Annotated in this window: 19 protein-coding genes; 17 read left to right on the top strand and 2 right to left on the bottom strand. The window is 55.4% G+C overall.

What is annotated here, in order from left to right; translation table 11 throughout:
* Positions 1 to 79: 79 nt before the first annotated feature.
* Positions 80 to 952 carry a DNA-3-methyladenine glycosylase 2 gene (alkA, locus tag L384_RS01915; protein WP_003862082.1) on the top strand — a complete coding sequence of 291 codons (873 nt, stop codon included), beginning with the start codon at positions 80 to 82 and terminating at the stop codon, positions 950 to 952.
* Here alkA and L384_RS01920 read toward each other — a convergent pair.
* Positions 917 to 4,246, bottom strand: coding sequence for a diguanylate cyclase (locus tag L384_RS01920; RefSeq protein ID WP_023324945.1), 3,330 nt, complete (start codon positions 4,244 to 4,246; stop codon positions 917 to 919). The genes alkA and L384_RS01920 overlap by 36 nt on opposite strands.
* Positions 4,247 to 4,588: 342 nt before the next feature.
* Here L384_RS01920 and udk point away from each other — a divergent pair, with 342 nt between their 5' ends.
* The 3 genes from udk (at position 4,589) to asmA (ending at position 7,777) form a co-directional block, all read left to right on the top strand.
* On the top strand, positions 4,589 to 5,230 hold the full coding sequence (gene udk / locus L384_RS01925) for a uridine kinase (protein ID WP_000130320.1): 642 nt from the start codon (positions 4,589 to 4,591) through the stop codon (positions 5,228 to 5,230).
* Between the two features lie 91 nt (positions 5,231 to 5,321).
* The gene (dcd, locus tag L384_RS01930; RefSeq protein WP_013097886.1) at positions 5,322 to 5,903 is read left to right on the top strand and encodes a dCTP deaminase; all 582 of its coding nucleotides are present in this window, start codon (positions 5,322 to 5,324) and stop codon (positions 5,901 to 5,903) included.
* 23 nt (positions 5,904 to 5,926) lie between these two features.
* On the top strand, positions 5,927 to 7,777 hold the full coding sequence (asmA, locus tag L384_RS01935; RefSeq protein ID WP_022651488.1) for an outer membrane assembly protein AsmA: 1,851 nt from the start codon (positions 5,927 to 5,929) through the stop codon (positions 7,775 to 7,777).
* A 113-nt stretch (positions 7,778 to 7,890) separates the two neighbouring features.
* Here asmA and L384_RS01940 read toward each other — a convergent pair whose 3' ends face one another.
* The gene (locus L384_RS01940) at positions 7,891 to 9,474 is read right to left on the bottom strand and encodes a TerC family protein (protein WP_023314474.1); all 1,584 of its coding nucleotides are present in this window, start codon (positions 9,472 to 9,474) and stop codon (positions 7,891 to 7,893) included.
* Between the two features lie 693 nt (positions 9,475 to 10,167).
* Between L384_RS01940 and L384_RS01945 the strand changes: the two genes are divergently transcribed.
* From L384_RS01945 to wcaI, 13 genes are all read left to right on the top strand, one after another.
* Positions 10,168 to 11,304 (top strand): polysaccharide export protein, encoded by a 1,137-nt coding sequence (locus L384_RS01945; RefSeq protein ID WP_003862079.1) that lies wholly within the window; start codon positions 10,168 to 10,170, stop codon positions 11,302 to 11,304.
* A 6-nt stretch (positions 11,305 to 11,310) separates the two neighbouring features.
* Entirely contained in the window at positions 11,311 to 11,754 is a 444-nt protein-coding gene (wzb, locus tag L384_RS01950; protein ID WP_003862078.1) for a low molecular weight protein-tyrosine-phosphatase Wzb, read from the top strand.
* 2 nt (positions 11,755 to 11,756) lie between these two features.
* Positions 11,757 to 13,919 carry a tyrosine-protein kinase Wzc gene (gene wzc, locus L384_RS01955; RefSeq protein WP_015572374.1) on the top strand — a complete coding sequence of 721 codons (2,163 nt, stop codon included), beginning with the start codon at positions 11,757 to 11,759 and terminating at the stop codon, positions 13,917 to 13,919.
* 151 nt (positions 13,920 to 14,070) lie between these two features.
* Positions 14,071 to 14,913, top strand: a complete 843-nt coding sequence (gene wcaA / locus L384_RS01960; RefSeq protein ID WP_017383272.1) for a colanic acid biosynthesis glycosyltransferase WcaA — start codon at positions 14,071 to 14,073, stop codon at positions 14,911 to 14,913.
* Positions 14,913 to 15,404, top strand: coding sequence for a colanic acid biosynthesis acetyltransferase WcaB (gene wcaB / locus L384_RS01965; protein ID WP_003863505.1), 492 nt, complete (start codon positions 14,913 to 14,915; stop codon positions 15,402 to 15,404). Before wcaA ends, wcaB begins: the two co-directional genes overlap by 1 nt.
* A complete protein-coding gene (gene wcaC / locus L384_RS01970; RefSeq protein WP_023324944.1) occupies positions 15,401 to 16,618 on the top strand; it encodes a colanic acid biosynthesis glycosyltransferase WcaC in 1,218 nt (405 codons plus the stop codon). The genes wcaB and wcaC overlap by 4 nt, the downstream gene beginning before the upstream one ends.
* A complete protein-coding gene (wcaD, locus tag L384_RS01975) occupies positions 16,593 to 17,813 on the top strand; it encodes a colanic acid polymerase WcaD (RefSeq protein WP_003863508.1) in 1,221 nt (406 codons plus the stop codon). The genes wcaC and wcaD overlap by 26 nt, the downstream gene beginning before the upstream one ends.
* A 16-nt stretch (positions 17,814 to 17,829) precedes the next feature.
* Positions 17,830 to 18,576: a colanic acid biosynthesis glycosyltransferase WcaE gene (gene wcaE / locus L384_RS01980; RefSeq protein WP_023324943.1), complete on the top strand. Its 747-nt coding sequence runs from the start codon at positions 17,830 to 17,832 to the stop codon at positions 18,574 to 18,576.
* A 16-nt stretch (positions 18,577 to 18,592) separates the two neighbouring features.
* A complete protein-coding gene (gene wcaF / locus L384_RS01985) occupies positions 18,593 to 19,141 on the top strand; it encodes a colanic acid biosynthesis acetyltransferase WcaF (protein WP_003863512.1) in 549 nt (182 codons plus the stop codon).
* A 24-nt stretch (positions 19,142 to 19,165) separates the two neighbouring features.
* Positions 19,166 to 20,287, top strand: a complete 1,122-nt coding sequence (gmd, locus tag L384_RS01990) for a GDP-mannose 4,6-dehydratase (RefSeq protein WP_003863514.1) — start codon at positions 19,166 to 19,168, stop codon at positions 20,285 to 20,287.
* 2 nt (positions 20,288 to 20,289) lie between these two features.
* Entirely contained in the window at positions 20,290 to 21,255 is a 966-nt protein-coding gene (locus tag L384_RS01995) for a GDP-L-fucose synthase (protein ID WP_023324942.1), read from the top strand.
* A 2-nt stretch (positions 21,256 to 21,257) separates the two neighbouring features.
* Positions 21,258 to 21,737, top strand: a complete 480-nt coding sequence (locus tag L384_RS02000) for a GDP-mannose mannosyl hydrolase (protein ID WP_003863519.1) — start codon at positions 21,258 to 21,260, stop codon at positions 21,735 to 21,737.
* A complete protein-coding gene (gene wcaI, locus L384_RS02005; protein WP_022651482.1) occupies positions 21,734 to 22,957 on the top strand; it encodes a colanic acid biosynthesis fucosyltransferase WcaI in 1,224 nt (407 codons plus the stop codon). Before L384_RS02000 ends, wcaI begins: the two co-directional genes overlap by 4 nt.

Raw genomic sequence — 22,957 nt, 5'->3', positions numbered from 1 at the left:
CAGGCGACAACAGGAATATGAAAGCAAGGCGCAACGCGATCTTTCGGTTTATGCTGAGGTAAATACAAAAGGAGAGACAATGTACACCCTGAACTGGCAACCGCCTTACGACTGGTCGTGGATGTTTGGCTTTCTTGCCGCGCGTGCGGTCACGGGGGTTGAGACCGTTACGAAGGATTACTACGAGCGCAGTTTTGGCTATGCCGGGCACAAGGGCGTTTTCCGGGTTACGCCAGACAGCGCAACCCATACGCTTGCGGTGTCGCTTAGCCCTGGCCTGATCCCGGTGGCGGATATCTGCCTGGACCGCATCGCCCGCCTTTTTGACCTCGATTGCGACCCGCAGCACATTGCACAGACCCTCGGCGATCTCGGCGCGGCGCGGCCGGGGTTACGTTTGCCCGGCGCAATGGATGCTTACGAGCAGGGCGTGCGCGCCATTCTCGGACAACTGGTAAGCGTGGCGATGGCGGCTAAACTGGCGTCACGGGTGGTGGCGCTGTGCGGTGAACCCATCCAGGACGCGCCGGGCTACCTCTGCTTTCCTCCGCCAGAGGTACTGGCCGCGGTGGATCCGCTGGCGTTGAAAGCCCTCGGGATGCCGCTCAAGCGTGCGGAGTCGTTGATTCATCTGGCGCAGTCGGTGGTGGACGGTGAATTCCCGCTGTTCCCGCCCGCGAACGTTGAGGACGGGATGAAGGCGCTACAGCAGCGCCCCGGCATCGGGCGCTGGACCGCGAATTATCTGGCCCTGCGCGGCTGGCAGGCGAAGGATGTTTTCCTGCCGGATGATTATCTGATTAAACAGCGCTTTGCCGGTATGACGCCCGCGCAGATCCGTCGCTACGCCGAGCGCTGGCAGCCGTGGCGCTCGTATGCGCTGTTACATATTTGGTACACCGACGGCTGGTCGCCGTCAGTTGATGGCGAAATAGCTGGTATTCAGCAGTAGATCGAGCGGCTGCGCTTCCCCAATGGTGTCGCCGTAGATAAAGTCAACGCCGATGCCCGACAGCGTATTCATCATGATCGACTGATGGCATGGCCCGGCAATGGTTTTTATGCCCAGACGCTGGGCATGGCCCTGAATGATGGTCACCATCATCTCGTCCATCAGATTGCCGTGGACGTTGGTCACCACGTCTGCATCCAGCAGCAGATAATCAGCGGTGTTGGCGCTGAGCTGGCTGAAGACGTTCATATCGCGTCCAACCCGCGTCAGCACCACGCGACAGCCAGCCTGACGAAGCTTTTGCAGACCCTGCTGCACGTTTTCATCCGTATTGCTCAGCACATCAGCGGCAATCGCCAGATGCAGCAGCCGCGCCGGCAGCGGACCTTTGGTAATGAGGTCGAGCAGCTCATCCACCAGCGTGACGCTGGCTAAACCCGCTTCTGAGAGCGGCAGCGCGACGCCCATTCCTTTGGCCGCCACCTGTGCGGCATAGGTACGGAAGAATTCGCTGAAGATACGTCGGTCCAGGGCGTGCAGCAGCTCCGGCTCCGCCAGCCCGGCGCGGAAGGCATGCTCTTCCAGCACTTCCCCCTGGCTGGTCCACAGCCGCAAGGAAATCAGCCAGAAGCTACTGCTCTCGGGAATGCGCGGCGAGGCGACGCTGCGGGCGATCATCAGCAGATGGTTATCTTTAATCATGTGCCACTGCTCATCCAGCGACATCATGCTGCGCGTGCTGTGGATCCTCTCCTGCTGGGGTTCGTAGACGGTGACCACGCCGCGCCCGCTGTTTTTCGAGGCGTAGCAGGCGATATCGGCCTGAGACATCACTTCCGCAGCCTGATAATTGGTGTCGTCAATCAGCGTAATCCCCGCACTGGCACCAATACGGTGCAGGCGTCCTTCCCAGGAAAAATGATAGTTGTTGATGGCGTCGATCAACCGGCCCGCAATGTAGCGTGCGCTTTCGACGTTGCAGTCCGGCAGCAGCAGGCCAAACTCGTCGCCGCCCAGACGCGCCAGCACGTCGCTGGAACGCAGCATAGTCAGCATCAGCGAAGAGAGTTCGCGCAGGAGCGCGTCGCCCGCCGCGTGACCTGCGGTATCGTTCACCGCCTTAAAACGGTCAAGATCGATAAAGACCAGCGCGTGATGCTGATGGGTCTCCTGTACTGTCTGCAACAGACGCTTCAGATGGTTTTCAAAGCTGACGCGGTTCGCCAGGTGGGTCAGGGCGTCATGTGAGGCGCTGTAACTCAGCTGGCGCAGCATTTTGCGCGACTCGGTCACGTCCTGAATCACCAGCACCGAGCCGATGGTGTTACCTTCCAGAGTGCTGAGGGGGGTAATGCTGTAATGAATGTCGAAACTGCCGCCATTGCGGCAGTTAAGCACCACGTCCTGTTCGATATCGGTACGGGACATATCGCCGCTGTGGATGTTTTCCATTAACGGACCGTTCTCGCCGAAGGTAATGTGCAGCACCTTCAGAACGGGCTGACCCAGCGCTTCGCTTTGCGACCAGCCGCTCATCTTCTCGGCGACCGGGTTCATAAAGGTGATGTTCATGTCGATATCGGTGCACAGCACCGCTTCGCCGATGGAGTCGAGGGTGATATGCAGGCGCTCTTTTTCCTGGAACAGCGCCTCGTTCAGCTGCTTCACCTCGGTCATATCCATGTTGATCCCTAACAGCCGCTCCACTTCGCCCTGTTTGTTCAGTACCCGGTTCGCCAGCGAACGAATGTGGCGGATGCCATCCTTGACGCGAATGCGAAATTCCAGCTTGAAAGGCACCCTGGCCTGAAGGGATTCTCGCAGCACCTGTTCGGCGTGGGTGCGATCTTCAGGCACCATGGCCGCATGCCAGAGCTGCCAGGTGGGTTTAATGTGCGGGGGGATCTCGTACAGCTCAAACATCCGCTTATCCCAGCTGATCACGTCCGGCTCGAGATCCCACTCCCATATCCCTATGCCACCGGCTTCGTTCGCGAGGGTGATACGCTCCATCAGACGCTTATTGACCCACTCGGTCTGTTTCAGGTCGTTGATATCTTCAATCTGGGCAATAAAGTAGAGCGGGGTGCCGTCGGCATGGCGCACAACGGAGACGGCCAGCAGCGCCCACACCACCTCTCCGCTGCGAGTGTAGTAGCGTTTTTCGAGGCTGTAGCTATTGATCTCCCCGTTAATCAGCTGTCCCAACTGCTCCAGGTCGGTATTTAAATCTTCTGGCCAGGTTAACTGCTGAAACGTGAGCGACTGGAGTTCAGACTGGCTGTAACCGAGGAAATTGCACAGCGCCTTGTTGGCCTGGAGCCACTGGCCCTCAATGCCCACCAGCGCCATACCAATCGCGGAATATTCCATCGCATTACGAAAACGTTCTTCGCTTTCCGTAATATGTTTACGCTCGGCCCGGAAGGCATACATCACCATCGTCATAATATTGGCGGGGAGCAGCATCATCAGGAAGGGGAGCCACGGCGCGTTGAAGGTGACGATCATGGAGGAGGGCGTCATGGAGAGCGGATTTCGCGCCATCATCAGGGACACCATCATGATGGTGAATAAAAATATCAGGAACGCTTCCATACGCGGCAGACGTACCGCGCTCCACATCAGCAGAACGATGATGCAGGTGAATGGCCACGGCAGCCAGGTGATTGCCGTCCAGCAAAGAACCAGCGTAACGACCAGGGTCACCAGCGTTTCCAGCAGCAGTTTCGGATTGCGGTGGCGCAGCAGGTAATGCGGTTTAAACAGCAGACCTAAAGGCAACAGCGCCAGCGCGCCAATGGCCTCTGAAAGTACCCAGACAAGGAAATTACGCAGCGGCTCCGCGCTCGGCACCAGAAAATGAACCAGAACGCCCCCCACCAGCGGCGGCACAAGGGCACTGCCGAGGGCAAGCCGGACCCAGTCGTTGAGGTTTTGCAGCGGATTATACCAGGGGAGCAGTTTACGCAGTAACAGCGCGCCAACCGTGGCCTCAATGATATTAATCGCCGTGTAGGTGATGTTGAGCGATTCCCATGAGAAGAGCATCCACGAGGCAAAGATATTGCCAAAAGAGCAGGCGAGGGCAATGCCGGGCCACATTTTTCCCGCGTGGCGGTAAAACGCTACCATCATTATTGAAGTCGGGAACCACAATGGCGCCAGCAGCGTACCGAAGCGAGTCAGTTCGAGGGAAAATAAGGTGAAGATGAACGTGACCAGACCCAGACAGACAAGCCGCAGTAAAGGATGTGGGGTAGTAACCAAAACCCGCTGGTATTGTTTATTCATTACCGCTCTATCCAGGGACGCCATGTTGTCAGGAGCCAGGTCCGGACGCGTGAAATTAATAATTTGGTTTATGCTAGTACAAACATTTTACAATTCATATGCCGAGTGCTCAGATTTTGACTTCATAGACTTATAAAATAGTTACTCTGCGAAGAATGGTGATGAAATGGTGAAAATCCGCGCGTAAAAATTTCGCTAAAGGCGTGAAACGGCGCTTTTCAGCCCGCCTCGCATAACCTGCGCATTCGACTGGTATCACGCCCCCGAAATCCCTATAATTGCCGCGTTTGACGCTCCGGCGTCGTCCTTCCTTACATCCAGGTTAATCAGGTCGCTAAATTTATGACTGATAAGTCTCATCAGTGCGTCATCATAGGCATCGCCGGCGCATCGGCTTCAGGTAAAAGTCTTATTGCCAGTACGCTTTATCGCGAACTGCGTGAACAAGTGGGTGATGAGCATATCGGTGTTATTCCCGAAGATAGCTATTACAAAGATCAATCCCATCTTTCGATGGAAGAGCGCGTAAAAACCAACTACGACCACCCCAGTGCGATGGATCACAGCCTGCTGTTCCAGCATCTGGAAGCGCTAAAGCGCGGCGAGGCAATTGAGCTGCCCGTCTACAGCTACGTGGAACATACCCGCACCCAGGAAACGATCCGTATCGAGCCCAAGAAGGTGATTATCCTTGAAGGGATTTTGCTGCTCACCGACGCCCGTCTGCGCGAATCAATGAACTTCTCGATTTTCGTCGACACCCCGCTGGATATCTGCCTGATGCGGCGTATCAAACGCGACGTTAATGAACGTGGCCGCTCCATGGACTCGGTGATGGCGCAATATCAGAAAACCGTTCGCCCGATGTTCCTGCAATTTATTGAGCCTTCGAAACAATACGCCGATATTATCGTGCCTCGTGGCGGTAAAAACCGTATTGCCATTGATATCTTAAAAGCGAAAATCAGTCAGTTTTTTGAATAAGCCGTGTGAATTGTGTACCGTTCAGAGATAACCTGGTTTTGCCCTGACGCCGTAAGGCTTCAGGGCGCGATGCACGAAAGGAGAAAGTGCCATGCGTCTTTGTGACCGCGATATAGAAGCCTGGCTGGATGAAGGCCGCCTGTCTATCACCCCGCGTCCGCCGGTTGAGCGTATTAACGGCGTGACCGTCGATGTGCGTCTGGGGAATAAATTCCGCACCTTCAGCGGCCACACGGCACCGTTTATCGACCTCAGCGGGCCGAAAGACGAAGTCAGCGCGGCGCTGGATCGCGTCATGAGCGACGAAATCGTCATCGACGAAGGAGAGGCGTTTTATCTCCATCCTGGCGAACTGGCGCTGGCGGTGACCTTTGAATCGGTCACGCTGCCTGCGGATCTGGTCGGCTGGCTTGACGGACGCTCTTCCCTGGCGCGTCTGGGCCTGATGGTGCACGTCACCGCGCACCGTATCGATCCGGGCTGGTCGGGCCGTATCGTGCTGGAGTTCTTTAACGCCGGTAAACTGCCGCTGGCGCTTCGTCCGGGAATGATGATTGGTGCGTTGAGCTTCGAACCGCTGACCGGCCCGGCAGACCGTCCTTATAACCGCCGTCAGGACGCAAAATATCGCGACCAGCAGGGTGCGGTTGCCAGTCGTATCGATAAAGACTGATCTGTGAGTTCACTGAGGAAGCCATGAGAAGAGTTCTGACAACGCTGATGATTTTGCTGGTGGTGCTGGTGGCTGGCCTTTCAGCGTTGGTGCTGCTGGTTAACCCGAATGACTTCCGGGCCTACATGGTGCGGCAGGTGGAAGCGCGCAGCGGGTATGAACTCAAGCTGGACGGGCCCCTGCGCTGGCACGTTTGGCCGCAGCTCAGCATTCTCTCCGGACGTATGTCGCTCACCGCGCCGGGCGCCGCGCAGCCGCTGGTGACGGCGGATAACATGCGTCTTGATGTTGCGCTCATCCCGCTCTTATCCCATCAGCTCCAGGTTGAACAGGTGATGCTGAAAGGGGCGGTGATTCAGCTTACGCCGCAAACCGAAGCCGTTCGTCAGGCGGATGCGCCGGTCGCACCGCGTGAAAACACCTTGCCTGACGTCCCCTCTGATACCGGCTGGTCGTTCGATATTGGTAATCTGAAAGTTGCTGACAGCGTGCTGGTTTTCCAGCATGAGGATGACGAACAGATCACCGTACGCAATATCAATCTCAGGATGGAGCAGGACGCCAATCATCACGCCACCATGGAGTTCTCCGGGCGGATCAACCGCAATCAGCGCGATCTCAACCTGTCGATGAACGCAAACGTGAACGCTTCTGACTATCCGCACCAGCTGACGGCGGACGTTCAGCAGCTCAACTGGCAGCTGACCGGCGCGGATTTACCCGCGAAGGGGATTGCCGGCCAGGGCACGATGCAGGCGGTGTGGCATGAAGAGCGCAAACAGCTCGAACTGAACGCGCTCAACCTTCAGGCCAACGACAGTTCCCTGAAGGGGCAGGCGAGCGTCACGCTTGATGAGAAACCTAAGTGGGTGCTGGATCTGCAATTCGACAAGCTGAATCTCGAGAACCTGCTTCCGCTCCAACCGGTGAACGCGACCGATGAGGGAGCCACGCAGGTAGGGCAAAGCCAGGCCACGCAGTCGCGTCCGGTGATCTCCTCAAATCTCGATCTGCCTGACTACAACGGCCTGCGCGGATTTACCGCCGACATTCTGCTGAAAGCGAACAGCGTGCGCTGGCGTGGAATTGATTTTACTGACGTCAGCAGCCAGATGTTCAACCACAACGGCCTGCTGGTCATCTCCGAGCTCAGCGGAAAAATGGGAGCAGGGAACCTCTCCCTGCCGGGCACGCTGGATGTACGCAAAGACGTTGCCAGCGCCGCGTTCCAGCCGCGTCTGGAAAACGTTGAAATTGGCACCATCCTGAAAGCCTTTAATTACCCAATTGCCCTCACGGGGCAGCTGTCGCTGGCAGGGGATTTCTCTGGCACGAAGATTGATGCGGATGCCTTCCGTCGTAGCTGGCAGGGGCAGGCGCACGTTGAGCTGAAAGATACGCGCATGGAAGGGCTGAACTTCCAGCAGCTGGTGCAGCAGGCGGTAGAGCGCAGCAGCAGCGTGAAAGCGAATGAAAACTACGACAGCGCAACCCGTCTCGACAGCTTTACCAGTGAGCTTGCCCTCGACGACGGTCAGCTCTCGCTGGACGACATGCAGGGCACTTCGTCACTGCTGGCGCTGACCGGAACCGGCGCGCTGGATCTGGTGAAAGAGACGGCAGACACCCGCTTCAACGTCCGCGTGAAGGCTGGCTGGGAAGGCGAAGGCCAGCTTGTAGAGTTCCTGAAAGAGACGCCGATACCGCTGCGCGTTTATGGAAAATGGCAGGCGCTGAATTACAGTTTGCAGGTCGATCAGATCCTGCGTAAGCACCTTCAGGATGAAGCGAAACGTCGGCTGAATGACTGGGCGGACCGCAATAAAGAGTCTCAGTCAGGTAAGGACGTGAAAAAACTGCTCGATAAGCTGTGATGCCTGTTGTGCCGGGTGGCATGTACGGCCTGATGCCCTCACCCCGGCCCTCTCCGACGGGGAGAGGGAGCAAACACTAAAAACGGCAACGAGGTTGCCGTTTTGCTTTTTACCTACACCTCAAAATCCATCTCATCTTCACCGCGCAGCGGTATCAGCTGCACCTTCTGCACGCGATGGCTCTCTACCTGCAAGGTTTTGAGCATGTAATCCCCCACCTGGACCTCTTCCCCCGGCTGCGGAATACGTTGCAGATTTTCCATCAGCAAACCGGCGATGGTGTGATATTCGCGCTTCTCGTCCAGCGGAAGCGGAACGAACTGCACCAGATCTTCGAGCGGCATGTGGCCGTTGGCGGTCCAGCTGCCGTCGGCGTTTTTCTGAATATCGTGGCGCGCATCGATCTCATCCACCTCATTAGGCAGATTACCGGCGATGGTTTCCATCACGTCGCTGAGCGTCACCAGCCCTTCCACAGAACCAAACTCATCAACGACAAACGCGAAGTGGGTGCGCGCGTTGCGGAACTGCTCCAGCGCGGAGAGCAGCGGCAGCGCTTCCGGGAAGACCAGCGGCTGGCGCACCAGCGCGCGCAGGTTTAGCGGCTCGCCGTGAAGCTGCTGTTGCAGCAGGTCAATCACGTGTACCACGCCCAGCAGCTCTTCTTCCTCTTCACCGCCGGTCACGACCACGCGGGTGTGCTGGTTTTTATCCAGCAGGGCACGGATCTGCTCTTCCGGCGCCGTCAGGTCAATATGCTCAATGTCATGGCGGGAGGTCATGATACTGCTCACTGTGCGCTGGTTGAGGTTAAGCACGCGCTCTATCATCCGGCGTTCCTGCGGGTTGAAGATCTGCCCGTCGCTATGGTCGGCAAGCATCGCCGCGGATTCAGCATCCAGCTCGGCATCCTCTTTTTTGCCGCTCAGCAGGCGCATCACCGTATCTGCGGTGCGCTGACGTAATGTCTGGTTCGCGGAAAGAAAACGGCGACGGTTGAAAATGGCCAGTTGGTTGAGAAACTCAATCAGCACCGAGAAACCAATGGCGGCGTACAGATACCCTTTCGGGATATGGAAGCCAAAACCATCCGCTACCAGGCTAAAGCCAATCATCAGCAGGAAGCTCAGACAGAGGATGACGATAGTCGGGTGACTGTTCACGAAGCGCGTCAGGGCTTTACTGGCGAGCACCATCAGGGTGATGGCGATGATCACGGCGGCCATCATCACCGCCAGATGGTCAACCATCCCGACGGCCGTGATCACGGAGTCGAGAGAAAAGACGGCATCCAGCACCACTATCTGTGCGACCACCGGCCAGAATTTAGCGCCGCGTCGCTGGGTGGGGTTTTCACTGTCTTTTCCTTCCAGCCGCTCATTAAGCTCAACCGTGGCTTTGAACAGCAGGAACAATCCGCCGAAAAGCATGATCAGGTCGCGGGCGCTAAAGCTCAGACCCTGCACGCTGAATAAGGGTTTGGTCAGCGTCACCAGCCACGAGATTGAGGCCAGTAACAGCAGACGCATCACCATGGCGAGCAGAAGACCCGTCACGCGGGCGCGGTCGCGTTGTGAAGGGGGTAATTTATCGGCAAGGATGGCGATAAACACCAGGTTATCAATGCCGAGCACTAATTCGATGACGACCAGCGTCACCAGCCCGGCCCAGATTGATGGATCGGCAATCCATTCCATAGTAAATGCAATACCTTCTGTTATATGACTAATGTCACACTTCGATCATGGATAAAGCCGACGGAAATTGCAATGCCGGGGTGAGATTTCTCTTAATGCTACACTCAGGTAAACCCCATTTGCCGGGCGGTGTAAATAAGTTAATTGCGAAGATTTAATTACAGAAGTCGTTATTTAGGAAATATCGCAATAAATGGTCCGGCGATCTATTTTGTCAATATAAAGAAAATCCGAAAACCTTAAAACTTTGCTCTTAATATTAATCTTAAAAACGAATATTAGGACGGTTGTCTCCTTGCCTGCTATTAGGTTAGCTGCAACAATTCTTCCAGCATCAAATGTTAAAACTCCTTGTTGCTATTTTTGTTTCGGTCTTTGGTGAAGGTTATACATTATCAATCGCCCCTGTGAGGCGTTTGATATATTTCGCAAAAGGCCTTATCCAAGAGGGTGTCCAACCATAACGCATTGTTTAGTCAGTGGATTGGTAACTGAAAGCCAAGGGCGGTAGCGTGCCTGAAAGCGTGTGAATCAGCCTCAATTATTCTGTCAATAGCCAATGGATGAATAAGCTTTTTTTAGGACTGATGCCAGTTATATTGCTAAATGATTAACTGCATTCTGATTGTCACCACGACCCGCGCTTATTTTAATTGCACAGGATAATTACTCTGCCAAAGTGATAAATAATCAATGATGAAATCCAAAATGAAATTGATGCCATTATTGGTGTCTGTGACCTTGATGAGTGGTTGCACGGTCTTTCCCGGCAGCAATATGTCGACAATGGGCAAGGATGTGATTAAACAGCAGGATGCTGATTTTGATCTCGACAAAATGGTGAATGTGTATCCATTAACCCCACGTCTGGTGGAACAATTACGCCCACGTCCAAATGTTGCTCAGCCAAATATGTCTCTGGACCAGGAAATTGCCTCTTACCAGTATCGCGTGGGTCCGGGTGATGTCATTAACGTGACCGTCTGGGATCACCCGGAGCTGACCACGCCTGCGGGCCAGTACCGCAGCTCAAGCGACACCGGTAACTGGGTACAGTCCGATGGCACCATGTTCTATCCCTACATTGGCAAAGTGCACGTCGCGGGCAAAACGCTTGCTGAGATCCGTAGTGATATTACCGGCCGCCTGGCGCAGTACATTGCTGACCCGCAGGTGGACGTTAATATCGCCGCGTTCCGATCCCAGAAAGCCTATATCTCTGGCCAGGTCAATAAATCCGGCCAGCAGGCTATTACTAACGTCCCGCTCACCGTTCTTGATGCGATCAATGCCGCAGGCGGCTTAACCGACGGCGCCGACTGGCGCAACGTGGTGCTAACCCACAACGGCAAAGAGCAGCGCATTTCGCTTCAGGCGCTGATGCAAAACGGTGACCTGACCCAGAACCGCCTCCTCTATCCGGGCGACATTCTGTACGTGCCGCGCAATGACGATCTGAAAGTGTTCGTGATGGGTGAAGTGAAGAAACAGAGCACCCTCAAGATGGACTTCAGCGGTATGACCCTGACCGAAGCGCTGGGCAATGCGGAAGGCATCGACCTGACCGCCTCCAACGCCAGCGGTATCTTCGTGATCCGTCCTATCAAAGGCGAGAACGCGAAGGGCAAGATTGCCAACATCTACCAGCTGGATATGTCCGACGCGACGTCGCTGGTCATGGCAACGTCGTTCCGTCTCCAGCCGTACGATGTGGTCTATGTCACCACCGCGCCGGTCGCCCGCTGGAACCGTCTGATCAACCAGTTGCTGCCTACCATCAGTGGCGTTCGCTACATGACGGATACGGCGAGCGACGTTCATAACTGGTAAGCCGCGATGTTTAACAAAATTCTGGTGGTGTGCGTGGGGAACATTTGCCGTTCCCCCACGGCTGAAAGGCTGTTGAAAAATTACCAGCCTGCGTTAACGGTCGACTCCGCAGGGCTGGGCGCGCTGGTCGGAAAAGGTGCCGACGAACGTGCCGCAAGCGTTGCCCTTGAGCATAACCTCTCACTCGACGGGCACGTTGCCCGTCAGGTCTCTGGCCGGATGTGCCGGGAATATGACCTGATCCTCGCGATGGAAAAACGCCACATTCACGCGCTGTGCGATATCGCACCGGAGATGCGCGGCAAGGTGATGCTGTTTGGTCACTGGGATGGTGAGCGCGAAATTCCCGATCCGTATCGCAAGAGCCGCGAGGCCTTTGAGGCGGTATACACCTTACTAGACCAGTCTGCCCGTCAGTGGGCGCAGGCACTGAAAGCTCAGCAGGGATAACAATGACAGAAAAAACAAGACCTTCTGCCGCCCCGACGTCGGGCAGTGATGAAATCGATATCGGTCGCCTGGTCGGGACCGTTATTGAAGCGAAATGGTGGGTGCTGGGTATTACCGCCATCTTTGCCGTGGCGGCGATCGTTTATACGCTGTTCGCGACGCCTATTTACAGCGCCGACGCGCTGGTGCAGATCGAACAAAATACCGGAAACTCGCTGGTTCAGGATATCGGTTCGGCGCTGGCCAACAAGCCGCCGGCATCGGAAGCCGAAATTCAGCTGATCCAGTCGCGCCTGGTACTGGGCAAAACGGTTCACGATCTGGGGCTGGATATCGCGGTCACCAAAAACACCTTCCCGGTGTTTGGCGCAGGCTGGGATCGCCTGATGGGGCGCAGTAACGATACGGTAAAAGTGACCGACTTCGTGATCCCAAAAGGGGCAGGGGACCAAACCTTTACCCTGACCGTGCTGGGACCAAAACAGTATCAGCTGACCAGCGACGCGGGCTTCAGCGCGCGCGGCGAGGTGGGGCAGATGCTGACTAAAGAGGGCGTCAGCATCAAGGTCAGCGCAATTCAGGCGCATGAGGGCGGGGAGTTTACGGTCACCAAATTCTCGACGCTCGGGATGATCAACAACCTGCAAAACAACCTGACCGTCACCGAAAACGGCAAGGATACCGGCGTCCTGAGCATGACCTTCACCGGTGAAGACAAGGATCAAATCCGCGACATCCTTAATAGCATCACCCGCAACTATCTTGAGCAGAACGTAGAGCGCAAGTCAGCGGAAGCCGCAAAAAGCCTGGCGTTCCTCAGTAAACAGCTGCCGGAGGTGCGCGCCCGTCTGGATGACGCTGAGAACAAGCTTAACGCGTACCGTCAGGACAAAGATTCCGTCGATCTGCCGCTGGAGGCGAAATCGGTTCTCGACTCCATGGTGAATATTGATGCGCAGCTGAACGAGCTGACCTTCAAAGAGGCGGAGATTTCCAAGCTCTATACCAAACGTCACCCGGCGTACCGCACTTTGCTGGAGAAACGTCGTACCCTGGAAGAAGAGAAGGCAAAGCTGAATGACCGCGTGACCGCGATGCCGAAGACGCAGCAGGAAATTGTACGCCTGACGCGTGATGTGGAATCCGGCCAGCAGGTTTACATGCAGCTGCTGAACAAACAGCAGGAGCTGAAAATCACCGAAGCCAGCACCGTCGGCGACGTACGTATCGTTGACCCGGCGATTACCCAGCCGGGCGTGCTGAAGCCGAAGAAGGCGCTGATTATCCTCGGCAGCATTATTCTCGGCCTGATGCTTTCCATCGTCGGCGTGCTGCTGCGCTCGCTGTTCAACCGCGGTATCGAAAGCCCGCAGGTGCTGGAAGAGAACGGGATCAGCGTGTACGCCAGCATCCCGCTCTCCGAGTGGCAGAAGTCCCGTGACAGCGTCAAAACCGTTAAGGGCGTCAAGCGTTACAAACAGAGCCAGCTGCTGGCCGTGGGTAACCCGACTGACCTGGCGATTGAAGCGGTGCGCAGCCTGCGTACCAGCCTCCACTTCGCCATGATGCAGGCCAAAAACAACGTCCTGATGATGACCGGCGTTAGCCCATCAATCGGTAAAACCTTCGTCTGCGCCAACCTGGCGGCGGTGGTGAGCCAGACCAACAAACGCGTGCTGCTGATCGACTGCGATATGCGTAAGGGCTACACCCATGAGCTGCTGGGGACCAACAACGTTAACGGTCTGTCGGAAATCCTGCTCGGTAAAGGGGAAATCAGCGAGAGCGCCAAGCCGACGTCGATTCCGAAATTTGACCTGATCCCGCGTGGCCAGGTGCCGCCGAACCCGTCTGAACTGCTGATGAGCGAGCGCTTTACGCAGCTGATTGAGTGGGCGAGCAAAAACTACGACCTGGTGCTGATCGATACCCCACCAATTCTGGCGGTTACCGACGCCGCCGTGGTAGGGCGTCATGCGGGCACCACGCTGATGGTCGCACGCTATGCGGTGAACACCCTGAAGGAAGTGGAAACCAGCCTGAGCCGCTTTGAGCAGAACGGTATTGAGGTGAAGGGGGTCATTCTGAACTCCATCTTCCGCCGCGCGACCGGGTATCAGGATTACGGCTATTACGAGTACGAATACAAGTCTGACAGTAAATAACAAAATGCACCCCACACCCCTCACCCTAACCCTCTCCCCAAAGGGGAGAGGGGACTGTTCGGTGCTGGATTTGGGGGACGAACGTAATGATAACCACTGGATGCCTTTCACCCTCTCCCCTATGGGGAGAGGGCCGGGGTGAGGGGAAAATATGACCACACAACGCCCTTTGATTTCTATCTATATGCCGACATGGAATCGTCAGCAGCTGGCGATCCGCGCGATTAAATCGGTCCTGCGTCAGGATTACGATAACTGGGAACTGATTATCGTGGATGACTGTTCCTCCTCTTACGAACAACTGCAAAAGTTTGTTGAAGACCTGAACGACCCGCGCGTGGTGTACACGCACAACGCCATCAACTCCGGGGCGTGTGCGGTGCGCAACCAGGCGATTATGCAGGCGAAAGGGCAGTATCTGACCGGTATCGACGACGATGACGAATGGACGCCAAACCGTCTGTCAATCTTCCTGTCGCACAAAGCGCAGCTGGTGACCCACGCGTTTCTGTATGCCAATGACTACGTTTGCCAGGGTGAAGTGTACTCGCAGCCGGCCAGCCTGCCGCTGTATCCGAAATCACCGTATTCCCGACGCCTGTTCTACAAGCGCAACATTATCGGCAATCAGGTGTTTACCTGGGCATGGCGCTTTAAGGAGTGCCTGTTCGATACCGAGCTGAAGGCCGCGCAGGATTACGACATTTTCCTGCGGATGGTGGTGGAGTACGGCGAGCCGTGGAAGGTGGAAGAGGCCACGCAGATCCTGCACATCAATCACGGGGAGATGCAAATCACCTCGTCGCCGAAGAAATTCTCGGGCTACTTCCATTTTTACCGCAAGCACAAGGACAAGTTTGACCGTGCCAGCCGGAAGTATCAGCTCTTCACCCTGTATCAGATCCGTAACAAGCGCATGAACTGGCGCACGTTGCTGACGTTGCTGTCGGTACGTAACGGCAAGCGTCTGGCTGACGGGCTTCGGGGGAAATAATGTTTCTGGAAGATTGCCGCGCTAACAGCTGGAGCCTGCGCCCGTGCTGCATGGTTCTGGCCTACCGTATTGCGCACTTTTGCTCGGTGTGGCGCAAAAAAAATGTGCTGAACAATATCTGGGCCGCGCCGGTGCTGGTGCTGTACCGCATCATCACCGAATGCTTTTTTGGCTATGAAATTCAGGCCGCAGCCACCATTGGCCGCCGCTTTACCATTCATCACGGTTATGCGGTGGTCATCAACAAGTTCGTCGTCGCGGGTGATGATTTCACCATTCGCCACGGGGTGACGATCGGCAACCGCGGGCCGGACAGCCTGGCCTGCCCGGTCATCGGCAATAACGTCGAGCTGGGCGCCAACGTGGTGATGATCGGGGACATTACCGTGGGCAATAACGTGACGATTGGCGCAGGCAGCGTGGTGCTGGACAGCATTCCGGACAACGCGCTTGTGGTGGGCGAGAAAGCCCGCGTGAAGGTGATAAAATGAACATTCTGCAATTTAACGTACGCCTCGCAGAGGGCGGGGCGGCAGGCGTAGCGCTGGATCTGCACCAGCGCGCGCTGCAAAAAGGATTACAGTCGCGCTTCGTTTACGGTTACGGCAAAGGTGGCAAGAAAAGCGTCAGCCATGATAACTATCCGCAGGTGCTGAAGCAGACGCCACGTCTGACCTCCGTCGCCAATATCGCGCTGTTCCGCCTGTTTAACCGCGACCTGTTCGGCAACCTGAATAATCTCTACCGCACCGTCACCCGCACTCGCGGCCCGGTTGTGCTGCACTTTCACGTGTTGCACAGCTACTGGCTGAATCTGGAAGAGGTGGTGGCGTTTTGTGGCAAGGTGAAGGCGCATAAGCCGGATACCCGATTCGTCTGGACGCTGCACGACCACTGGAGCGTGACCGGACGCTGCGCCTTTACCGACGGCTGCGAAGGCTGGAAAGATAACTGTCAGAAATGCCCTACGCTCAGCAACTACCCGCCGGTGAAGATCGATCGCGCGCATCAGCTGGTTGAGGGTAAGCGTCAGCTGTTCCGCAATATGCTCTCGCTCGGCTGCACCTTTATCTCCCCAAGCCAGCACGTGGCGGATGCTTTTAATAGCCTGTACGGAGCAGGGCGTTGCCAGATCATCAACAACGGTATTGATGTGGCGACGGAAGCGATCCTGGCCGAACTGACGCCCGTAGCCGTTACCGCCGGTAAGCCGAAAATTGCGGTCGTCGCCCATGACCTGCGTTACGACGGCAAAACCAACCAGCAGCTGGTGCGCGACATGATGGCGCTCGGCGACAAGATTGAGCTGCATACCTTTGGCAAATTCTCCCCGTTTGAAGGCGCTAACGTGGTGAACCACGGGTTTGAAACCGACAAACGCAAACTGATGAGCGCGCTGAACGGTATGGACGCGCTGGTGTTCAGCTCCCGCGTGGACAACTACCCGCTGATCCTGTGCGAAGCGCTTTCCATCGGCGTGCCGGTGATTGCCACCCACAGCGACGCCGCGCGGGAAGTGCTGGAGAAATCCGGCGGTAAAACCTTCAGTGAAAACGAGGTGCTGCCGCTGGTGCAGTTGTCGAAGGCCGATATCGCGCAGGCTGTTTTTGGCACTGACCTGGAATCGTTCCGCAACCGCAGCCGTAAAGCGTACAGTGGACAACAGATGCTGGAGGAGTATGTCTCGTTCTATCAGAATCTGTAGTTATCTGCTGCTGCCGCTAATCTACCTGCTGGTCAACGTTAAGATTGCCCAGCTCGGCGAAAGCTTCCCGATCACTATCGTCACCTTCCTGCCGGTTCTGCTGTTGCTTTACGTTGACAAGCTTAACCTCAAAAAGCTGATGATTGCGCTGGGCATCGGGTTTGGTCTTACGGCGTTTAACTACATCTTTGGTCAGTCGCTGGACGCCAGCAAATATGTCACCTCCACCATGCTGTTTGTTTATATCGTTATCATTATTGGCATGGTGTGGAGTATTCGCTTTAAAACTATTTCTCCGCACAATTATAGGAAAATCCTCAGGTTCTTTTATATTGTCGTCGGGCTGATTGTTGTGCTTGCGGCAATGGAGATGGCGCAAATTATTCTCACAGGCGGAAGCAGCCTGATGGAAATAATTTCGAAATATCTTATATACAGTAACAGCTATGTACTGAACTTCATTAAGTTTGGTGGCAAGCGTACAACCGCGCTCTATTTTGAACCGGCGTTTTTTGCTCTGGCATTAATCTCAATTTGGCTCAGCATCAAACAGTTCGGTATCAAAACCCCCAAGACCGATGCTATGATTCTTGCAGGAATCGTTCTGTCAGGGTCGTTCTCCGGGGTAATGACGTTTATTCTGTTTTACCTGCTGGAGTGGGCGTTCCAGTACCTGAACAAAGAGGCGATTAAGAAAAAACTGCCGCTGGCGATAATCTCTCTGACGGTATTTTTAGTGGGCGTAATATTTGCGTTTCCGTACATTTCTGAACGTCTGGGTGATTTGGGAACGGAAGGTTCGTCGTCCTATTATCGCATCATTGGTCCACTGGTGATGGTGGGTTATTCCTTAACCCATATTGATGGCGTAGTAAGATTCGGCTCACTTTACGAATATGTTGCATCATTCGGAATCTTTAACGGTGCGGATGTCGGTAAAACCATAGACAATGGTCTGTATCTGTTAATTATCTATTTTTCCTGGTTCGCCGTACTGTTGACACTGTGGTATCTGTTTAAAGTTTTCAAAATGATGATTAACGCGTTTGGTGATAACCAGAACTTTCGCGTGCAACTTTATCTGTTCACACCGGTGTCGTTGTTTTTTACCGGGTCAATATTTAGCCCGGAATATGCATTCTTAATTGTATGTCCGTTTATTTTGCGCAAAGCGCTGAATATTACGAGCGTATGACGAAATGAGGTGATTTATGTTTCTTAGCGTCATTACTGTCGCCTTTCGTAACTACGAAGGGGTGGTAAAAACCTGGCGCTCGCTGCGCAACCTGGCGCGCGATCCGAGCCTCACGTTTGAGTGGATCGTGGTCGATGGCGGCTCGAACGACGGCACGGCGGAGTTCCTGGAAAAACTCAACGGTGAGTTCAACTTACGTTACATCAGCGAGAAAGATAAAGGCATTTACGATGCCATGAATAAAGGCATCAACATGGCGCAGGGGCGTTACGCCATCTTCCTCAATTCCGGCGATGTGTTCCATGAAGATGTGGCGCTGTTTGCCCGTCAGCTGGCGCGCCAGAAAGAAGATGCCATGTTTATCGGTGATGCGCTGCTTGATTTCGGCGAGGGGAAAAAAGTGCTGCGCGGTGCGAAACCAGGCTGGTATATCTACCACAGCCTCCCGGCCAGCCATCAGGCTATTTTCTTCCCAATGAGCGGCCTGAAAAAACAGCCTTACGATTTGCGCTATAAAGTGTCATCAGATTATGCCCTGGCCGCCAGCCTTTACAAATCTGGCTACCCGTTCCGTCGAATTAAAGGACTGGTATCTGAATTTTCAATGGGCGGCGTGTCAACCTCGAATAATCTGGAACTGTGCCAGGATGCGAAAAACGTGCAGCGTAAAATATTACGCGTGCCAGGGGTCTGGGCGAAATTATCTTATTTCTTACGTCTGAAAACGACGGGTAAAGCGAAAGCCTTATATAACAAAGCCTGAGATATAAGGAAACGTAATGCAGGAATTAAATGGATTCTCCGTACCGAAAGGTTTTCGGGGCGGGAGCGGTATTAAAGTTCAACTGTGGTGGGCTGTACAGGCAACGTTATTTGCCTGGTCGCCGCAAATACTGTACCGCTGGCGCGCATTTTTACTGCGTCTGTTCGGCGCAAAAATAGGAAAAAACGTAGTCATTCGACCTTCGGTGAAAATTACTTATCCCTGGAAATTAACGCTTGGGGATTACGCCTGGGTTGGGGATGACGCGGTGTTATATACCCTTGGTGAGATTACGATTGGCGCAAATTCGGTGGTTTCACAGAAGTGTTATTTGTGCACCGGTAGCCACGATTTTATGAGCCCGCATTTTGATATTACCGCTTCGCCTGTTGTGATCGGTGAAAAATGCTGGCTGGCAACAGACGTCTTTGTTGCACCCGGTGTTTCTGTTGGTGATGGCACGGTAGTCGGTGCCCGCAGCAGCGTTTTTAAATCGCTTCCGGCAAATAAAATTTGCCGTGGCAACCCCGCAGTGGTGATACGCGAACGCGTTGAAACTGATTAAATTCATAAGTAGAGGAATATAAACATGTCTAAAGTCGCTCTCATCACCGGCGTTACCGGGCAGGATGGTTCTTACCTGGCAGAATTGCTGCTGGAAAAAGGGTATGAAGTTCACGGTATTAAGCGTCGTGCCTCTTCATTTAATACCGAGCGTGTCGATCATATTTACCAGGATCCTCACGCGGCGAACCCGAAATTCCACCTGCATTACGGCGACCTGACCGATACCTCCAACCTGACCCGTATCCTGCAAGAAGTACAGCCGGATGAAGTGTACAACCTGGGCGCGATGAGCCACGTTGCGGTTTCCTTCGAGTCCCCGGAGTACACCGCTGACGTGGACGCCATGGGTACGCTGCGTCTGCTGGAAGCGATTCGCTTCCTGGGTCTTGAGAAGAAAACTCGCTTCTACCAGGCATCTACCTCTGAGCTGTACGGCCTGGTGCAGGAAATTCCGCAGAAAGAGACCACGCCGTTCTACCCGCGTTCTCCGTACGCTGTGGCGAAACTGTACGCCTACTGGATCACCGTGAACTACCGTGAATCCTACGGCATGTACGCCTGTAACGGCATTCTGTTCAACCACGAATCTCCACGTCGTGGCGAAACCTTCGTGACCCGCAAAATCACCCGCGCGATCGCTAACATCGCTCAGGGCCTGGAGTCTTGCCTGCACCTCGGCAACATGGATTCCCTGCGTGACTGGGGTCATGCGAAAGACTACGTGAAAATGCAGTGGATGATGTTGCAGCAGGAGCAGCCAGAAGACTTCGTGATTGCGACCGGCGTGCAGTACTCCGTACGTCAGTTCGTTGAGATGGCTGCGGCACAGCTGGGCATCAAGCTGCGCTTCGAAGGCACCGGCGTGGAAGAGAAGGGTATCGTTGTTTCCGTGACCGGCCATGACGCACCGGGCGTGAAGCCAGGCGACGTGATTGTCCAGGTTGATCCGCGTTACTTCCGTCCTGCTGAAGTGGAAACCCTGCTGGGCGACCCAACCAAAGCGCACGAGAAGCTGGGCTGGAAACCAGAAACCACCCTGCAAGAAATGGTATCCGAGATGGTGGCCAAAGATCTTGAAGCAGCGAAAAAACACTCCCTGCTCAAGTCTCATGGCTACGAGGTTGCCATCGCGCTGGAGTCCTGAGAATGACAAAACAACGTATTTTTGTCGCCGGTCATCGCGGAATGGTGGGTTCCGCGATTGTTCGCCAGCTGGAACAGCGCGGTGACGTGGAGGTGATTGTTCGCACCCGCGACGAGCTGAACCTGCTTGACAGCAAAGCGGTGCAGGACTTCTTCGCCAGTGAACGTATCGACCAGGTGTATCTGGCGGCGGCGAAGGTGGGCGGCATCGTCGCTAACAACACCTACCCGGCGGATTTCATCTACGAGAACATGATGATTGAGAGCAACATCATTCACGCGGCGCATATCCACAACGTGAATAAGCTGCTGTTCCTCGGCTCATCCTGTATCTACCCGAAAATGGCGAAGCAGCCGATCGCCGAGAGCGAACTGTTGCAGGGCACGCTTGAAGCCACCAACGAGCCGTATGCGATTGCCAAAATTGCCGGGATCAAGCTGTGTGAATCCTACAACCGTCAGTATAACCGCGACTATCGCTCGGTGATGCCGACCAACCTGTACGGACCGCACGACAACTTCCACCCGAGCAATTCCCACGTGATCCCGGCGCTGCTGCGTCGTTTCCACGAGGCGACTGCCGAAAACGCCCCGGACGTGGTGGTGTGGGGCAGCGGTACGCCAATGCGCGAGTTCCTTCACGTGGACGATATGGCGGCGGCCAGCATTCACGTCATGGAGCTGGATCGCGAAGTGTGGCAGGAAAACACCGAGCCGATGCTGTCGCACATTAACGTCGGGACCGGCTTAGACTGCACCATTCGCGAGCTGGCGCAGACCATCGCGCAGGTGGTGGGTTACAAAGGACGCGTGGTGTTTGACGCCACCAAACCGGACGGCACGCCGCGCAAGCTGCTGGACGTGACCCGTCTGCATCAGCTGGGCTGGTATCACGAGGTCTCACTGGAGCAGGGGCTGGCCAGCACCTACCAGTGGTTCCTGGAAAACCAGCACCGCTTCCGGGGGTAATGATGTTTTTAAGTCAGGAAGATTTTGCCACGGTAGTGCGTTCCACTCCGCTGATCTCAATTGATTTGATCGTGGAGAACGAACGCGGCGAGTTCTTGCTGGGGAAACGAACCAATCGTCCTGCACAGGGCTTCTGGTTCGTGCCCGGCGGGCGCGTGCAGAAGGATGAGACGCTTACCGATGCGTTTGAGCGTCTCACTCTGGCGGAACTGGGCCTGCAACTGCCGATGGCAGCGGGCCAGTTTTACGGGGTCTGGCAGCACTTCTATGACGATAACTTTTCAGGCACCGGGTTCACCACGCACTACGTCGTGCTGGGGTTCCGCCTGAAGGTGAGTGAGGCAGACCTGCGTCTGCCTGATTCTCAGCATGACGATTACCGCTGGTTAACGCCAGAGGCGCTGCTGGCAAGCGACAACGTCCATGACAACAGTCGGGCGTACTTCCTTGCGGAACGTCAGGCCGAGGTGCCAGGTCTATGAAAATCCTCGTCTACGGAATTAACTACTCGCCGGAGCTTACCGGTATCGGGAAATACACCGGCGAGATGGTCGAGTGGATGGCGAGCCAGGGACATGACGTGCGGGTGATTACTGCCCCGCCGTATTACCCGGAGTGGAAGGTAGGCGAACGCTATTCCAGCTGGCGCTACCGCCGCGAAGAGGGCGCCGCGACCGTCTGGCGCTGCCCGCTCTACGTGCCGAAACAGCCCTCGACGCTGAAACGTTTAATTCATCTGGGCAGCTTTGCCCTGAGCAGTTTCTTCCCGCTGATGGCGCAGCGTCGCTGGAAGCCGGATCGCATCATCGGCGTGGTGCCGACCCTGTTCTGCACGCCAGGCATGCGCCTGCTGGGAAAACTCTCCGGCGCGCGCACCCTGCTGCACATTCAGGATTATGAAGTGGACGCCATGCTCGGGCTGGGTATGGCCGGGAAAGGCAAGGGCGGCAAGGTGGCGAAGCTCGCCAGCGCCTTTGAGCGCAGCGGCCTGCACAACGTGGATTACGTCTCGACCATCTCGCGCTCGATGATGAACAAGGCGCAGGAGAAGGGCGTCCCGGCGGAAAAAGTGATCTTCTTTCCGAACTGGTCCGAAGTGGCGCGCTTCCGCGATGTGACAGACCAGGACGCGCAGGCGTTGCGCGCGCAACTCGGGTTGCCTGCTGAGCAAAAAATCATTCTTTACTCAGGCAACATCGGCGAAAAACAGGGGCTGGAGAGCGTGATTGACGCCGCGCTTCAGCTGAGCGAACACCCGTGGATGTTCGTGATAGTCGGGCAGGGCGGTGGTAAAGCGCGGCTGGAAAAAATGGCCAGCGAGCGCGGACTGACCAATATCCGCTTCTTCCCGCTTCAGTCTTATGACGCGCTGCCCGCGCTGCTGAAAATGGCGGACTGCCATCTGGTGGTGCAAAAACGCGGCGCGGCGGATGCGGTGCTGCCGTCCAAGCTGACCAACATTCTGGCAGTGGGCGGAAACGCGGTGATTACGGCAGAAGCCGCAACAGAATTAGGCCAGCTGTGCAACAGCTACCCGGGCATTGCCGTTTGCGTAGAGCCTGAATCGGTTCCTGCGCTGGTGACCGGAATTGAGCAGGCACTCGCCATGCCAAAAGAGAACACGGTGGCACGTGAATATGCCGAACGCACGCTCGAGAAAGAGAACGTGCTGAGCCAATTTATTGCAGATATACGGGGATAA

The sequence above is a fragment of the Enterobacter sp. MGH 38 genome (assembly GCF_000492855.1).
In the GTDB taxonomy this organism is placed as follows: domain Bacteria; phylum Pseudomonadota; class Gammaproteobacteria; order Enterobacterales; family Enterobacteriaceae; genus Enterobacter; species Enterobacter hormaechei_C.
The sequence above is the reverse complement of the archived record's forward strand: the minus strand, read 5'-3'. Positions and strand labels throughout refer to the sequence as shown.

Coding starts and splice junctions, on each gene's coding strand:
- L384_RS02000 (WP_003863519.1), top strand. CDS start 21,258: ATGTTTTTAAGTCAGGAAGATTTTGCCACGGTAGTGCGTTCCACTCCG.
- wcaE (WP_023324943.1), top strand. CDS start 17,830: ATGTTTCTTAGCGTCATTACTGTCGCCTTTCGTAACTACGAAGGGGTG.
- wcaF (WP_003863512.1), top strand. CDS start 18,593: ATGCAGGAATTAAATGGATTCTCCGTACCGAAAGGTTTTCGGGGCGGG.
- wcaB (WP_003863505.1), top strand. CDS start 14,913: ATGTTTCTGGAAGATTGCCGCGCTAACAGCTGGAGCCTGCGCCCGTGC.
- L384_RS01995 (WP_023324942.1), top strand. CDS start 20,290: ATGACAAAACAACGTATTTTTGTCGCCGGTCATCGCGGAATGGTGGGT.
- dcd (WP_013097886.1), top strand. CDS start 5,322: ATGCGTCTTTGTGACCGCGATATAGAAGCCTGGCTGGATGAAGGCCGC.
- wcaC (WP_023324944.1), top strand. CDS start 15,401: ATGAACATTCTGCAATTTAACGTACGCCTCGCAGAGGGCGGGGCGGCA.
- L384_RS01945 (WP_003862079.1), top strand. CDS start 10,168: ATGATGAAATCCAAAATGAAATTGATGCCATTATTGGTGTCTGTGACC.
- wzc (WP_015572374.1), top strand. CDS start 11,757: ATGACAGAAAAAACAAGACCTTCTGCCGCCCCGACGTCGGGCAGTGAT.
- L384_RS01920 (WP_023324945.1), bottom strand. CDS start 4,246: ATGAATAAACAATACCAGCGGGTTTTGGTTACTACCCCACATCCTTTA.
- alkA (WP_003862082.1), top strand. CDS start 80: ATGTACACCCTGAACTGGCAACCGCCTTACGACTGGTCGTGGATGTTT.
- wcaA (WP_017383272.1), top strand. CDS start 14,071: ATGACCACACAACGCCCTTTGATTTCTATCTATATGCCGACATGGAAT.
- wcaD (WP_003863508.1), top strand. CDS start 16,593: ATGTCTCGTTCTATCAGAATCTGTAGTTATCTGCTGCTGCCGCTAATC.
- gmd (WP_003863514.1), top strand. CDS start 19,166: ATGTCTAAAGTCGCTCTCATCACCGGCGTTACCGGGCAGGATGGTTCT.
- L384_RS01940 (WP_023314474.1), bottom strand. CDS start 9,474: ATGGAATGGATTGCCGATCCATCAATCTGGGCCGGGCTGGTGACGCTG.
- wcaI (WP_022651482.1), top strand. CDS start 21,734: ATGAAAATCCTCGTCTACGGAATTAACTACTCGCCGGAGCTTACCGGT.
- udk (WP_000130320.1), top strand. CDS start 4,589: ATGACTGATAAGTCTCATCAGTGCGTCATCATAGGCATCGCCGGCGCA.
- wzb (WP_003862078.1), top strand. CDS start 11,311: ATGTTTAACAAAATTCTGGTGGTGTGCGTGGGGAACATTTGCCGTTCC.
- asmA (WP_022651488.1), top strand. CDS start 5,927: ATGAGAAGAGTTCTGACAACGCTGATGATTTTGCTGGTGGTGCTGGTG.